General features: G+C 55.6%; 14 protein-coding genes. 4 read left to right on the forward strand and 10 right to left on the reverse strand.

The window, feature by feature from the left end; all coding sequences use genetic code 11:
- The 5 genes from M8N44_RS10760 to M8N44_RS13955 all read right to left on the reverse strand — a co-directional run bounded on the left by M8N44_RS10760 (position 1) and on the right by M8N44_RS13955 (position 4,247).
- Complete coding sequence (locus tag M8N44_RS10760) at positions 1-1,026, reverse strand: D-alanine--D-alanine ligase family protein (protein ID WP_102727940.1); 1,026 nt, start codon at positions 1,024-1,026, stop codon at positions 1-3.
- 129 nt (positions 1,027-1,155) lie between these two features.
- Entirely contained in the window at positions 1,156-2,313 is a 1,158-nt protein-coding gene (locus M8N44_RS10765) for a phosphotransferase enzyme family protein (protein WP_102727310.1), read from the reverse strand.
- A 31-nt stretch (positions 2,314-2,344) separates the two neighbouring features.
- Positions 2,345-3,397, reverse strand: a complete 1,053-nt coding sequence (gene obgE, locus M8N44_RS10770; protein WP_102727343.1) for a GTPase ObgE — start codon at positions 3,395-3,397, stop codon at positions 2,345-2,347.
- A gap of 129 nt (positions 3,398-3,526) precedes the next feature.
- Positions 3,527-3,991 carry a DUF805 domain-containing protein gene (locus M8N44_RS10775; protein ID WP_022396375.1) on the reverse strand — a complete coding sequence of 155 codons (465 nt, stop codon included), beginning with the start codon at positions 3,989-3,991 and terminating at the stop codon, positions 3,527-3,529.
- A 121-nt stretch (positions 3,992-4,112) separates the two neighbouring features.
- Positions 4,113-4,247 carry a hypothetical protein gene (locus M8N44_RS13955; RefSeq protein WP_257228122.1) on the reverse strand — a complete coding sequence of 45 codons (135 nt, stop codon included), beginning with the start codon at positions 4,245-4,247 and terminating at the stop codon, positions 4,113-4,115.
- Positions 4,248-4,266: 19 nt separating this feature from the next.
- Between M8N44_RS13955 and M8N44_RS10780 the strand changes: the two genes are divergently transcribed.
- Positions 4,267-4,866: an FHA domain-containing protein gene (locus M8N44_RS10780; protein ID WP_022396374.1), complete on the forward strand. Its 600-nt coding sequence runs from the start codon at positions 4,267-4,269 to the stop codon at positions 4,864-4,866.
- A 25-nt stretch (positions 4,867-4,891) separates the two neighbouring features.
- On the opposite strand, the gene M8N44_RS10785 is transcribed toward M8N44_RS10780, so the two are convergent.
- Positions 4,892-5,440, reverse strand: coding sequence for a methylated-DNA--[protein]-cysteine S-methyltransferase (locus M8N44_RS10785; protein WP_102727941.1), 549 nt, complete (start codon positions 5,438-5,440; stop codon positions 4,892-4,894).
- A gap of 146 nt (positions 5,441-5,586) precedes the next feature.
- On the opposite strand from M8N44_RS10785, the gene M8N44_RS10790 reads away from it, so the two are divergent.
- A complete protein-coding gene (locus tag M8N44_RS10790) occupies positions 5,587-6,504 on the forward strand; it encodes a glycoside hydrolase family 16 protein (RefSeq protein WP_102727942.1) in 918 nt (305 codons plus the stop codon).
- Positions 6,505-6,913: 409 nt separating this feature from the next.
- Here M8N44_RS10790 and ilvE read toward each other — a convergent pair whose 3' ends face one another.
- Positions 6,914-7,780 carry a branched-chain-amino-acid transaminase gene (ilvE, locus tag M8N44_RS10795; RefSeq protein ID WP_102721580.1) on the reverse strand — a complete coding sequence of 289 codons (867 nt, stop codon included), beginning with the start codon at positions 7,778-7,780 and terminating at the stop codon, positions 6,914-6,916.
- Between the two features lie 199 nt (positions 7,781-7,979).
- On the opposite strand from ilvE, the gene typA reads away from it, so the two are divergent.
- Both typA and M8N44_RS10805 read left to right on the forward strand, forming a co-directional pair.
- Positions 7,980-9,815, forward strand: coding sequence for a translational GTPase TypA (typA, locus tag M8N44_RS10800; RefSeq protein WP_022396370.1), 1,836 nt, complete (start codon positions 7,980-7,982; stop codon positions 9,813-9,815).
- A 121-nt stretch (positions 9,816-9,936) separates the two neighbouring features.
- Complete coding sequence (locus M8N44_RS10805) at positions 9,937-10,995, forward strand: polysaccharide pyruvyl transferase family protein (RefSeq protein WP_180972958.1); 1,059 nt, start codon at positions 9,937-9,939, stop codon at positions 10,993-10,995.
- Between the two features lie 43 nt (positions 10,996-11,038).
- Here the strand turns inward: M8N44_RS10805 and M8N44_RS10810 are convergent, their stop codons facing one another.
- From M8N44_RS10810 to M8N44_RS10820, 3 genes are all read right to left on the reverse strand, one after another.
- Positions 11,039-12,352: a hypothetical protein gene (locus tag M8N44_RS10810; protein ID WP_146021061.1), complete on the reverse strand. Its 1,314-nt coding sequence runs from the start codon at positions 12,350-12,352 to the stop codon at positions 11,039-11,041.
- A gap of 79 nt (positions 12,353-12,431) precedes the next feature.
- Positions 12,432-13,526 (reverse strand): hypothetical protein, encoded by a 1,095-nt coding sequence (locus M8N44_RS10815; protein WP_249853107.1) that lies wholly within the window; start codon positions 13,524-13,526, stop codon positions 12,432-12,434.
- On the reverse strand, positions 13,523-14,593 hold the full coding sequence (locus M8N44_RS10820; RefSeq protein ID WP_102721577.1) for a hypothetical protein: 1,071 nt from the start codon (positions 14,591-14,593) through the stop codon (positions 13,523-13,525). The genes M8N44_RS10815 and M8N44_RS10820 overlap by 4 nt, the downstream gene beginning before the upstream one ends.
- Between the last annotated feature and the right edge of the window lie 145 nt (positions 14,594-14,738).

Genomic DNA, 14,738 nt, shown 5'->3' on the forward strand with positions numbered 1-14,738 from the left:
TCAGATGAGCCACGTGCCGTATTGGCAGAGGTTTTTCTGCCTGTTCATGCTGTAGCCGATGATGTATTTGAGGAGGTCCGCCTGGGAGTAGCCGTGTTCTGCGGCCGCCAGGCAGATGGAGCCGCTTTTGCCCAGGTGGCAGCAGATGTTCATTTCCAGGATGCGCCGTTCGCCTTTTTCAAAGTCAATCCGGTAGTCGATGCGGAAATAGTCCATCGGCCCCAGGGCGTCCCAGACTTTCTGCACGTCGTTGGCGATGTCCTGTTCCAGGTCGTGCACGGAGACTATCTGGTAGCCCAGGTGGTCATGCAGTTTCAGGTCTTCCGTGATGATGCTGCCCGGTTTGTCGGATTTCGGCTGCACGTATCCCAGGATGACGGGTTTTTCACCCCCCAGCACGGGAACCGTGACGTCAATGCCTTCGCAGTATTGTTCCACGAGCACTTCATGCCCTTCCTCCATCAGGCGCCGGGCGCACGCGGCTACCGCCTCCCAGGAGCCGCAGATGCTGTCTTCCCGGATACCGCCGGAAGCGGCTCCAAACCGTTTTTTGACGAAGTAGGGGCCGGGAAAGGGCGCTTTGTCCGGAATGCCTTTTTCCCCGGAAAGCCCGATGCCCTCCGGCATGTTCAGGCCCAGGGAGCGGAATACCAGCTTGGTCAGGAGCTTGTCTTCCGCAATGGCGCGGATGTTGGGCGGGGCGCCCAAATAGGGGATCTGGATGAATTCGCAGTACGAGGAGATGAATATTTCAGGCTTGGACATGCCGAACCTGTTCATCAGGGAGAATACATAGTCCACGTTTCCTTTGGCGAATTGCACGGAATAGGGCTTGGAGGAGGAGACGACGTCATAGCCGATGTCCTGAATGGCCTTGTAAATGTTGTAGTGGTACTGGGGATAGCCTCCGTTGCCCGTGTAGGGTTTTTTGGAGAAATCGGGAGCGTCGGGGGCATACGGGGCCAGATACATGATCCTTGCCGGCTTGCCATATTGATTGAGTTGAATATCCGGTATTTCAAACATGGTCTGTGGCGATTGCGTGGAATGTTTCTTGGATTATGGAAATCGCCGCAGTGTTCAAATAATATAAATAATAAGGGACGGCATAGCCGTCCCGGAGAGAATGGAAAAGAAGGAGGGAGAGCTCCCACTCTATTTTCTGGACATCCCCTTGGCCACGCGCTTGACATATTGCTCCATGGACGGAAGTTCCTGTTCAATGCATTCCACCAGCTTGAGCTGTGTGCGGCAGCGGATGAGGTTGTGGTCCGGGCGGGAAACCTTGAAGTATTGGTCTCCTTCCAGGTAGTCCGTCAGGAACCGGATGCCGATTTCCAGCGTGATGAGTTTTCCGGAGAAAGCAAGCTGGTCTATTTCCGCCTGGGTCAGGAAGCCGTGGGCGGCGGCCAGATACCCTTCCACAATGGATTGGAACATCGGCATGCGCATGCGCACCTTGTCCAGGTCTTCTTCATCTTCTTCCGTAGGCGGGGTAACGGTGCGCACCATGTCGCCGAAGTCGTACAGCACAAGGCCGGGCATGACCGTATCCAGGTCAATGACGCAGACGGCGTGGTCCGTATCTTCGTCCAGCATGACGTTGTTGATTTTGGTGTCGTTATGGGTGATGCGGGTGGGAAGCACGCCGCCGGCCTGGAGGTCCAGCAGACGGTCCACGTCCTGCTCGCGCGCCTTGATGAAGTCCAGTTCCGGAAGGCAGGTGGAAAGGCGTTCCTGCGGATCCTGCGCCGCCACTTCCATCAGGCGGTTGAAGCGGTTCCGGGTGTGGTGGAATCCGGGAATGGTTTCCACGATGTCGTCCGGATTCATGTCGCTGATCAAGTCCTGGAAGGATCCGAATGCAAATCCGGCCTGGTACGCCTGGCGGGTGTTTTCCACCACGTCGTAGGTATGCGTGCCTGCCAGGTAATTGTAGCAGCGCCAGATGCCGTCGCCGGGAATGTCGATGTAGTTGCGGCCGCCGCGTGCCGGATAGAGGTTGAGGGTCTGCCCGGCGGAGTCCTTCAGGCGGCGCAGGACTTTCCAGTTGATGTGCCGCGTGACTTTCTCCACATTGCGCATGACGGCTCTGGGGTCCTTGAAGACATAGTCGTTGATGCGCTGGAGGATGTAGGAGTCTTCCGTCCCGTCGCTTTTGCGGTAGGTGGCCTTGTAAGTGGTGTTGATGTGGCCGCTGGGGATTTCCTTGCCGGTGACGAATTCCCCTTCAATGGCGAAGAGGTCTCCAATTCCGGCGATACGGCACAAGAGCTGGTCGGGGTCTGTCGTTGCGGCAAGCGGAGCGGTCATGTGGAAGGGAGAGAGGGTTGAACGGATGGTTTTAACGAACGAATTTATAGCCTACAAGTTCGTCAAGCTTGCTCTTGAGCCGGGAAATGCCTTCTCCGTTGAGCGCGGAAAGGGGGATGACGTCCACCTTAGGAAAACGCATGCGGAAGTTGGCCAGGTTTTCTTCCGCCCCTTCCAGGTCCATTTTGTTGGCGACGACGAACCAGGGCTGTTTGGCCAGGTCTTCACTGTACAGCTTGATTTCCGTGCGGAGGTTTTGAAGGTCTTCAATGGGGTCGCGGCCTTCGCTGCCGGCCATGTCCAGAACGAAGACGAGCACCTTGCAGCGCGTGATGTGGCGCAGGAATTCATGCCCCAGGCCGCGGTTGTTGTGCGCGCCTTCAATGATGCCGGGAATGTCCGCCACAACGCAGCGGCGGAAGCTGTCGAATTCCACTACGCCGATGATGGGCTGGAGCGTGGTGAAGGGATAGTTGGCGACTTTGGGCTTGGCTTCCGAGATGTCTCCCAGCAGGGTGCTTTTGCCCGCGTTGGGGTAGCCCACCAGTCCGGCATCCGCAATGCGGCGCAGTTCCATGAAGAAGACGCCTTCCTCCCCTTCCGTTCCCATCTCGGCTTCCGTAGGCGCCTGGTTGGTTGCAGAGCGGAAATGCCAGTTGCCCTTGCCGCCGATGCCGCCCTGGCACAGCGTGAACCGGGTGCCGATTTCCGTCAGGTCCGCAATTTTTTCCAGCTCGATGCCTTCGCCTTCCCGTTCCAGCCAGGTCGCCTCCGCCATGGAGGAGGCATTGCTGCGGTAGATGATGGTGCCGGGAGGAACTTTCCCGATGACGGATTTGCCGTTTTTGCCATGCTTTTTGGCGCTTTGTCCGCCTACTCCATCCGTGGCGATCAATTTGGGGTCGTAGAAAAAGGAGCGCAGATCATTCGTGTGCGGGTCCACTTCCAGAATGACGCTTCCGCCATCGCCGCCATCTCCTCCGTCCGGACCGCCCTTGGGCACGAATTTGGCCCTGCGGAAGCTGACCAGCCCGTTTCCTCCCTTTCCTGCCCTGGCAAATATGCGGATGTTGTCAACAAACATGTTCTGAATATGAAGCATTTCCCCCCAAAACGCAAGACAAGTGCAGGACTGTACGGCTTTTCCATGGCATGTGCCGCTAACTTTTCCAGTGAACCGGAAAGCTGTTTGGCAAAAGGAAATTCCGGAAAATTACGGCAACCCCGGGTATTTTTCCGACGGTCCGTATTGGTTCGTTCCCCGCTGGCTGTCTTCACAGCAGTAAATGAGAAGAATAATGCTCCCTATCAGCGGAACCAGATAAAGCAGCAGCATAATTCCGCCTTTGTTGGTGTCATGCAGGCGCCTGCATGTGACGGCCAGCGAAGGAATCACGGTAAATAGACTCCATAGCAGAAGGGGAACGGCACCTGCCATGCCATAGGTAAAAGTTTCAGTTGATGACATTTGCTGCGGATGATGGCAGGCAAACAGGATGATCATGAAGATGGTGAAGGCCATGTCCAACAGGAGCAGGACGGCAGTCTGCCCCAATACCCAGTACCAATATTCCGAACGGGTAGCCCTCCCGGAAAATACAGCGTATTTGGAAATTACCGATTTGGCGGCCGTCAGCAGATTGTATCCCTTGAAAGCTGATGCTTGCGTGGCGTTCATGCCTGATGTTAGCCGCCGCGGGTCCGGGATGTCAATTCCCTATCCGGAGGGACGTTTTATATAGGGGATTTAAAGTGTGTGAATTATCTATTAAGAATATCTTTTGGGAAACTCCTGCTGGTCAGAAGTCTGGAAAAATGGAGCCGCATGATGGAACTTCATGGAATCCGCCTTCTGAAGGAGAGGCGCATGCAACCGCTTTTTTCCCGGGCATGCCGGGCAAACGGTCTTTTGGATTGAAAATCAGCGTCGGCATGGCATGATGCCCGTGAATCATGCCCCGCCTTTCCATCCAATTGCCCGACGGTTCCGAGAAAACCATCGTTCTTCCGAAGAACGGCGAATATTTCGCCCGCATCGGACGCGACGAACATTGTGAAATAGTGCTGCCTTTTCAGTCCGTGTCCGGAGAACACGCCCTGCTTCAGTTCAAGGAGGGCGCGTATGTTCTGGAAGACCTGGGTTCAACTAATGGAATCAAGATCAACGGGCTCACGCCCATGGGCGCCGCCTCTCTTTACGATGGCGACGAAATTGCCCTGGGAGATGCCAGGCTCCGGTTTGCCGAAGAGCCTTCTCCGGGACTCATTCCCGAGCCGACCGAAGCGGGGGAGGAAGAGGCAGCTCCTTCCGCCGCCATGCGGAATTTGCAGCAATTGGCGGACGAGGCCACCCGTACGGCGCGGAAGAATTATTTGTGGATGGCCCTGTATGCCGTCCTGATGTTTTTCCTGGCCGTTTTTGCCGGGTTGACTTACAAGCATTACAAGGTGACGGGAGAATTGCTGCCCCTTCAGTGGCTCGGCATTGAGTCTCCCAAGGCTGCCTTGAAGTCCATGACGCCTCCGCAGGCGGCGGACGCCGCGCAGCAGTAGGCCAATTCAAGCTTTTCCGCCGTTTTCACGAGCTGGCAGGGGTATTCCATCGGGCGCGTTCCGCATCCGGGAACAGCATGAAGGGAGCCACGGCACCCTGTTCCAGTTCCAGCAGATATTGCTTGATAGTCAGGCCGCCCGCATAACCGGTCAGTTTTCCATTGGCTCCAATGACCCGGTGGCAGGGAATGATGATGCTGATGGGGTTCTGGTTGTTGGCATGCCCCACGGCCCGGCCGGCTGATGGCTGTCCAATTTGCCGGGCGATATCGCCGTAGCTTCTGGTTTCCCCATGGGGGATGGTTTGAAGGGCCTTCCAGACCGTTTGCTCAAATTCCGTTCCCTGCGGAGAAAGGGGCACGTCAAACATGCGGCGGGCACCTTGAAAGTATTCGTCCAGTTGGCTGGCTGTTTGGCGCAGCAGGGGCGTTTCCTCCCATTCCACATGCTCCGGTTGCACCAAGCGGCTAAAGAAAACGTGCGTGACGGCCGTTCCGTTTTCCACGATGACGATGGCCCCCACGGGGGTTTGATGAAGAAGGGCCCGGCCACGGGGTGAAGGAGTGGTCTTCATACCGTAATCATAGCATGCGGCGGAAGAGAGTTTCTATCCATTTTACAGGGTATTTCCGCCATCCTGCAAGGGAAGGGAGGGAAAAGGCGCCCGTCCGGACGTATTTTGTTTGAAAGGCTGCGGTTCCAAGTACAGTATTGGTCCGTATGAAGAAGAGCCTGTTTGCCGTGTTGTTGGCCGCATGCCTGTGCATGTCCGTAAAGGGAGAAGACGCCAAGCCTCCGAAGACCCTTCCCGGCGGATGGGTTTATGTTTGGGGTGACGAGTTCAACGGGTCCAAGATAGACGCCAAGAAGTGGAAGCCGGAGCTGGGCGTGATACGCAATCAGGGGTCCCAGCAGACCTATACAGCACGGCCCAAGAACATGAGGCTGGAAGACGGCTGCCTGGTCCTGGAGACCCACTTTGAGAAGTTCGCCAATATCAATTACAAGAAGAGTCCGTCGGACTGGATTAAGAATACCAAATTCATGCCCTACACGTCCGGTTCCGTGACGACGATCAAGACGAAGAATTTCATGTTCGGCAGACTGGAAGTTCGGGCCAAGGTTCCCAGAACCAAGGGCATCTGGCCTGCCATCTGGCTGCTTGGCAAGAACAAGTGGGGCTGGCCCGTCAATGGAGAGATTGATATGCTGGAGAATATTTCCCAGCAGCCGGATGTGGTTTATTCCACCTTCCATTTGAGCCCGGACGGCGTGTCCAAGAAGGATGCTTCCCGCGGAGGCACGGTGAAGATTGATAACCTCTCCGATGATTTTCATACGTATGTCATGGAGTGGGACAAGGATTCCATCAAGCTGATGGTGGATGGCAAGCTGGTGAAATCCATTGATCTGAATACCACTAATTATGCCAATGAGGCGGGCAATCCGTTCCGTACGCCGTTTTACCTCATTCTCAATTCCGCCGTGGGCGGCAACTGGTGTGAAAAGGCTCCGAAGGATGGCCAGGGTTATCCCGTGAAGTTCCTGATTGATTACGTCCGTTTCTACCAGACGAAGGAGCACGCCCAGCAGGCCAAGCAGTTTGATCCGGAAACCGGATTGCCGAAGAAGAAGTAATCCCGCCTTTTTCCTGGCTGGAACGGTTCCGGTATGGGGGCAGAAGCGGAACGTGTCCGGTTTTGTCCTTGTGCGTGGGAGATAAGGCGGAGACGGCTTTTTAAAGAATCCTTTCGCTTCGCTCTGGAGTGGAGTATGCCCTAAAGGCCGGGAGGCATTCATTCCCGGGTGAGCGCATTCCGTTTATGCCGGGGTGATGTGTTCTTTTACCGTGTTTCCTGATGGTCCGTACTGTAAAAACAGGCGTTTGATCCGTTCATGTTCCGGCTTCACTCCTCCTGTGGATTTCAAGCTGAACATTTCATGGAATGGCGTTGCGCCGCTTTCGGGTTTTGATGCAGTGGCGCAAAAAAACGGCCCCGTCGGACAGGAGGGGCCGTTTTTGCTATCAAAAAGGAAATGCCAGGCTTTAGAAGGCTGTTCCCGTGGTCTGGGTCAGTTCCTGGAAGCGGGCCAGGATGCGGGCGGTCACCGGACCGATTTTGCCGGAACCCAGCTGGTAGGCGTCCAGTTTGGTGACGGGGACGCATTCCGCTGCCGTGCCGGTCAGGAAGCATTCATCCGCGCAGGTGATGGTAAAGCGGTTCATGGTTTTTTCTTCTGCCAGGATTTGCAGTTCCCGGCAGATTTCCAGCACCACGCGGCGCGTGATGCCGTCCAGGCAGCCGTCCGTGACGGGCGGCGTGAAGACGGCTCCGTCTTTTACGATGAAGATGTTGTCTCCCGTGCATTCGGCCACGTTGCCCAGATCGTTCAGCATCAGGGCTTCCGCTACGCCCTGGCGCACAGCTTCCATCTTGGCCAGGATGTTGTTGAGATAGTTGAGGGATTTGACCTGGGGGCAGAGGGCGTCCGGACGGTTGCGGCGCACGGAGCTGGTGATCAGGGGCAGCCCGTTTTCATACACGGCGGGATCGTACAGGGAGATTTTATCCGCAATGATGAAGACGCTGGGGCGTTTGCAGTTGAAGGGATTGAGCCCCAGGTTGCCAATGCCGCGGGTAACTACCAGGCGGATGTAGCCGTCGCTCAGGCCGGAAGCCGCCGCCGTTTCGCATACCGCGTTGGAGAGTTCCTCCCGGGTATAGGGAATGTCCAGCAGCAGATAATGGGCGCAGTTGTACAGGCGGTCCATGTGGTCTTCCAGGCGGAAGACGCGCTTGTTGTAAAACCGGATACCTTCAAAAATGCCGTCTCCATAGAGCGTACCATGGTCAAAAACGGAGGTCTTGGCCTCCTCCTGTTCCACCAGCTTTCCATCTAACCAAATCTTCATCGTTGTCTAGAATTTAGAAATTATTTATGCCAGAGCAGGATAGCCCCATTTGAAGAGGGGGGGAAGCTATAAATTCACCGGAGAGAACAAAAGTTCCGTCACCTGCAACGGGAGAGGCACGCGCGCGTTAAAAATATATGGAGGTATTCATGGAGCAGGCTTGACATTTATTTTCCAGTGCTTTTAGCTCTCGCGCGCAATGTCAGACCCTTCCAAGTTCCGCAACCTCGCCATTATCGCTCACGTTGACCATGGGAAAACGACCCTGGTCGACCAACTTTTGCAGGCGGGGGGAGCCTACCGGGCCAACCAGGCCGTGCAGGAACGCGCCATGGATTCCATGGACCTGGAACGTGAAAAGGGCATCACAATCAAGGCCAAGAATACTTCCATCCTCTGGAACGGCTACACGATCAACATTGTGGATACCCCCGGCCACGCGGACTTCGGCGGGGAAGTGGAGCGCGTGATGAAGATGGTGGACGGCGTGCTGCTGGTGGTGGACGCTTTTGAAGGTCCGCAGGCCCAGACGCGTTTCGTGCTCCGCAAGGCCCTTCAGGAAGGGCTGATGCCCATTGTGGTCATTAACAAGATCGACCGCCCCCATGCCGACCCTGCCGCCGTGCATGACCAGGTGCTGGAGCTTTTCCTGGAACTGGGCGCCACGGACGAACAATTTGAAGCTCCCTTTGTGTACGGGTCCGCCCGCGACGGCTATTTCATGAATTCCATGGAGGGGGAACCTCCTGTGGACTGCACGCCTCTTCTGTTCAAGATTGTGGAGCACATCCCCGCTCCTAAGGATGCCGATCCGGAAGGGGAGTTCAAGATGCTCGTTTCCAATATTGACTGGGACGACTACGTGGGCCGCGTGGCCATTGGCCGCATCACCTCCGGCACCGTGAAGAAGGGGGATACCGTATGGCTTCACCAGAGCGACGGCACCTGCATTTCCGGCAAGGTGACCCGCATGTTTGAATATTCCGGCCTGGGCACCACGGATTCGGCCATCGGCGTGGCGGGCAACATCGTAGGCGTGGCGGGGTTTGAAAACGTGAACATCGGTGAGACCCTGGGCGGTTCCGCGGATACGGAGCCCCTCCCGTTTGTGGCGATTGACCCGCCCACCATTTCCATGGAGTTTTCCATCAACAACGGGCCTTTCGGCGGACGCGACGGCAAGAATGTAACTTCCCGCGTGATTCGCGATCGCCTGATGAGAGAGATGCGGACGAATATTTCCATCCAGGTGGAGGATACGGACAAGGCCGGCGTTTTCTCCGTTTCCGCCCGCGGGGCCATGCAGATTGCCGTGCTGGTGGAAACCATGCGCCGCGAGAATTACGAACTGTGCGTTTCCCGTCCCACCGTGATCATGAAGAGGGATGAAGGTGACCGTCTTACGGAGCCGTATGAAACGATTTACGTGGAAGTTCCGGATGAGCACGCCAACGGCGTCATGAAGCTTCTGCACGCCCGCAAGGGACAGATGGAAGACATGATTTCCAAGGAGGGCACGGGCCACACCTTCATCCAGGCCTATATTCCCACCCGCGGCATCATCGGATTTGAGTTTGAGCTGGTCAACCTGACGTCCGGCCACGGCATTTTCTCCCACCTGTTCCGGGATTACGGCCCCTACGCCGGGGATATCACCACGCGTACCACCGGCACCCTGGTTTCCATGGAAACGGGCGTTTCCACGCCGTTCGCGCTGGTGGCGCTGGAAGAACGCGGACGTCTGTTCGTAGGGCCGCAGGAAGATATTTACGAAGGCCAGATCGTTGGTGAAAACCCGCGCCAGATGGATATGCCGGTCAATCCGTGCAAGGAAAAGCACCTGAACAACATCCGGTCCGCCACGAAGGGGGACGGCATCCAGCTTTCCCCTCCCGTCGCCTTTTCCCTGGAACGCGCCATTGAGTACATTGAGCCTGATGAACTGGTGGAAGCCACCCCCCATTTCATCCGCCTGCGCAAGCGCATCCTGAACGCCAATGACCGCGTGAGGGAGTCCCGCAAAGCTGGCAACTAGAGGTGCCGGAACGCCGGAGAGGCGACCCCGTCCTATGTAGTTGCGTCCTGATGGCCGGTAAGGTAGAATCAGGGCGATGGATTGTAGCCGGATTTCCTGTTCCCCTGTCCCTGTTCACGCGATGATGGAGCTTCTGCGTGAGCTGGGGCCGTTCCATTACATGATGAACCAGGGGAATGTGGGGGATGCCCTGATTGCCGCTTCCACGGTCGCCCTGTTTGAAAGGGAAGAGCTGAATTTCAGTTCATGCGGCCCGGAACTCCCTGCAGGAAAGGAGGAAATAACGCTGGTTTACGGCGGCGGGGGAGGTTTTGTCCCCTATTTTGGCATGCTGCCTCATTATGTACGCCTTTTTTCGGATCCGCGCCTCCGGAAGTGCGTGATCCTGCCCCAGAGCTTCAGGGATTGTGATGAACTGGTGGATGTGCTGGATGAACGTTTTACCGTGTTTTGCCGGGAACGGGCTAGTTATGACTACTGCCTGTCAAGGAATGGGAAGGCGCGATTCCTGCTGGCGGATGACATGGCCGTGGCCGCGGAGCCCGAGATGCTGAAGAAGCGGCCCGTCAGGCTGCCTTTTCTGGAGATGGAGGAACGGGCGTGGGGCAAGCGCATGAAAAGGGATGTCAAGACTTCCTTGGTAGCGTTGCCCGGCGCCGGAAAGCTTGCCGTTTGCCTGCGAGATGATCCGGAAAGTACCGGCCACGCTCAAGCGTTGAAGGAACTCCCTTTGAATACGGACCTTTCCGTGTATTCCGTACGCGTGATTGATGAGGTGGAACACGCTTTTGCCTATACCCGCTGGCTTTTGAAGGCGCTGGACCAGCCTGACGCCATCTTGACGGACAGGCTCCATCTGGGCATTTCCGGAGCTCTTCTGGGCAAGGAGGTTTTTCTGATGGACAATGTTTACGGCAAAATTTCCGGAATTTATGAGTTGTCCCTGCGGGAGCGTTTTCCCCGCGTACATCTGTTGAATGAGTTGAGTGAATTTCCCTGGCTGGAGAAGGTTTTGACTGTACCGGACCTCGACCGCTGCCGGGAAAGGAAGGCGAAGCATGCGCGGCAGATAGGGAAAGCCGCCGCTTTGTCCAAGTACCTTTATTACCGCAAGGAGGAGAACGGAGTGCTCCGTGTCAAGGTCTGCGGCTTGCGGATTTGCAAGAAGCGGGTGGTTTGAGGATATTTATGGCCGCCGCGCGCTTGCATGGCGACAGGCTTTATCATTCGCGGCTTTGATGCAGGGGACCCTCTTTTTTACGTTTATAGATCCGAAGGCCAAGAATCTTGATGCGGACGCTGGCCGCATCTTCTTTTTTATAGTACAGGAAGTGTTTGATTCTCTTTCCCATCCGTTGAGGGAAAGTCAATGGCTTGGGCGCCGGGTACACACCCAGGGACAGCCTTTCCTTTAATGCCTGAGCCCACGGTTCCTGAGAAGTTCCCCATTTTTCGGCATCTTCCAGAATGGTCTGGTATTCGTAAAAGATGTGTTCATTCCATATCTCCTTGTCGCGAATTTCATCCAAAGATATATCGCGTAAATAAAAAGCTCCGGAGGCCTTGAAATTCAGGATGGTCCGGAAGCATTTTTCGCATACTCCGCAATTGTCCTGATCCGGATTGGAGTGCCAGCATACTCTCAGGTTGCGCAGTCCTCTTTCCCATTGGCTGACCAATTTTGCCTTCTGGCTCCGGGTGAATCCCCAGCCTTCTTCATACACACGGAATCGCCGGGAAGAAAGGAGGGGGGCCGTCACAAAGTTGGAGCCAAAATCCACTACGCCGGATGAATAGGGATAGGTGCTCCCCACCAGTACATTGCCATAATCCCTTTGCCAAAAGGATGCCATGCCTGTCAAAGCCGCCAGATGAACCAGTTGCCAGTGAAATCCCCAGTTAAGCTGGTTGTTCCAGAATGTATCCAGAGGGAAAATTTCAGGATAATTGCTTCCGCAGCGCAGAAGGCGCGTGATGCCCAGTTCCTCAATCGTAGAGAGAGCTTTTTCATAACAGCGCAGGAACAGGGGTTCTTCGTAAAGTCCCCGGTCTCCGCCCTGTACCAGCAGGCAGGCTTTCACATCCAGGGAATCATACCGCGGTTTCCGATGTGGGGATGCATGCCTGTACAAGGCGAAGGTCGCATCCAGCCCCTGGGAAAAGAGGGCAACCGCAGAATCGTCCACCGGCGCGTTTCTGTCGTCTATAATCCGGTCCGGCTTGATATCTACCACGTTAAGATACTCAGGATGCATTTGCGACCAGGCTTCCATGAAATGCTCCAAATTCCGAAGCAGAGTAAGACTGACGGCCCCTTTCACTTCAAAACGGCCTCCGACATGCATCATTTCAAAAATGAGCATCCTGATCCATGCGTCTGCAAAATTGTTTTCCACTGTGGGGGCCTGGTCGAAGGGTGCGAGGTCTACCCATACCCGGCAGTTATAACCGGGAGAAATAAAATCGCAATACAGGCGGGAAGTCCCATTGGGTTGAATATCGACCTGTTGTTGTGGAATGAGCTGGGAAGTAGCCATGGGAAACCGGAATCGGAAGGAGGTTGGGTTACTGGGAACTTCGGGACAACAGGGAAGGCTGCTTTCTGATGCAGTGGAACTATACCTGCCGTTTTTCAGATGGGGAAAGGACTGTGGAATGCTTCAAGAGATAAAGCATTTCCTGCTGGAAGTGGCCTGAATGAACAATCGTTTTTGCGAGGAAGCGCAGCGGCTTGTCTTGAAAAGCCCTCAAGTTGAAAACCTTGGAAAATTCCTGCAAATGACCAAGCAGATAAAGCTGGGAAATCGTACGGCGGCATTTCAAGCATGTGCCGCAGTTGAAAGCGCGTTCCAGGCAAACATTGAGGAAGTCGCAGGCAGGAGGATAATTGGCAAGGATGGCTGTTTTTTCATACCTTGCCAAATCCAGGCCATGCAGGTGGAAACGTACCTGTTCCGTTTCCGCCGCGGATAGAATGTGGGATTGAAGATGGAATTCACAGTAATCCCTCCGGTCCCTGGTGGTGAAATCCGGATGATTGATATGATAGGTGGCGGAAGTCCAGTATGAATTCATTAATCCATTCAGGACAAGCACACTGCCGGAATCCAAAAAGGGAAACCAGTTCAAATATCCCTCGTTGCCATAAAAATCGTACAGGGATGAATCCATCCAGACGAATTCCATACCGTTTTTTTCAGCAAAATTCCGGCTGAGCTTTCGTCTGCCTTCAAGCAGTTCCCGGTTTCCCCAATGGGAGCCGCAGTTATTGTGGAACAGGTGGGTGACAGGCGTCCCCGCCTTTTCCAGCTCCGCGATAGTGCACAGGGAATCCACCCCCAGGGACCCGCCCGTACCAATGCGGCAGCCGGGAATGGGGGAAAGAACTTCCGCGTGAACTTCTCCCGCCAGTTCAACGGGTTTCAGGAAAGGCCCTATTCCTGTCAGGATATGGGAGAGGAGCCGTATGCCGAAGTGGTACAGGTGCGCGGAGATGGCGGGAAGAACGCGAACCTGACCGCCCTGCTGGGAAATCCATGGAAGCAGGGCCACAAGGGCTCCATCCGCCCTGCCGGGATTCAAAAAGTCACGGAAACGGGAGTCTACCGTAAACGAAAGCGTGCGCGGCGCGTGGCCGTCCTGAAGAATGGGATAGGAGATGGTAACCGCATTTCCCTCTGTCTGTACGGATGGATGGTTAATCGTGATCATGAGTGTTGGAAGAGTTGGCGGATTTTATGTCTCATGCCGGTTGGCGGAAGATCCCTTTCCGCCAGCCGCCGTTCCAAGGTGACCGCCCAGGGCTCCTGCCCCAGTCCGTTGGCCTTGGCATGCTTGAGTATTTCCTGGGCATAGAGGACGCGGAAAGGGCGGTTAAACTGAATTTGGGAGATATCTTCATTCATGGCGTTGCGCGGCATGCACGTTATTTTGTCCCTGGGCACTCCCATGGCCATGAAGTTCATGATGGTCAGGCGGCATTTGGTGCATACGCCGCAGTTGCCGGACGCGTCTTTACCTTCCCAGCAACATCTCAGCAGGGCCATGGCCTTATCCCACTGCGCGATGAGTCCGGCTTTTTCCGTACGATCATGCCCCATGCCGTCCGTGACGGCTTCCTTGCTGTGGGAGCCTAGATAGTGGTCCGTGATGGGATTGGAGGCCCAGGGGTAGGAGAAGGAGTCATAGGACCCTTCGCTGCCCGCCATGAAGTAACCGAAGCGGGAGGTGAAAACGCGCATTCCTCCCATCAGCATGGTATGGTAGGTCATTTCGTAATCCATCCCCATGTTCCGGAAATTGGTCCGGATGCGGTAGAATTGGCAGATGCCGATGTCTTCCAGCAATTCTCTGGCCTTGGAGAAAGCCTTGTCAAAGTGTTCCTGGTTGTTTTCCGCAATGTCCGCTCCCTGGAACATCACGCAGGCCGTCAGATTAAGGGTCTGGGGGCCTGCCAAGCCTTTCCGGTGGCGGTAGGCGGTGAAGCAGGCGTCCAGACCGCCGGAAAAGCAGGAAATGGCTTCGTCCCGTTGGGGAACAGCGGAGTCGTCTCGCTCGGCGGCATGGATGGTGACGCGGTGAAAGACGTTGGGCATCCAGCGGTTCCAGGCTTCCGCGTAGCGGTCCAGATTGACCAGCAGGGAACGGGACAGGCGCCCCGGCCCTGTAACGGAGAATTCGCCGCCCGTTTCCATCATTTTATGGATGAAGAAGATGCACCAGGCGTCCGCCAAGTCGTCTTTGTCAATGTCCACGTTTCCGGTGGATTCAATATCCATGTATTGATGGAATTCCCGGCCTGCAGCTGTGGAGAGGACCGCTTTCAGCGTTGTTTTGTGTGGAGAGTGGACCTCGGGGGGAAAAATGCGGAGTTCGTTGCTCATGTCGAAAAGGAGTCAGTCTTAAAGTCGAACGAACATTAAC

The sequence above is a fragment of the Akkermansia massiliensis genome (assembly GCF_023516715.1).
In the GTDB taxonomy this organism is placed as follows: Bacteria; Verrucomicrobiota; Verrucomicrobiia; order Verrucomicrobiales; family Akkermansiaceae; genus Akkermansia; species Akkermansia massiliensis.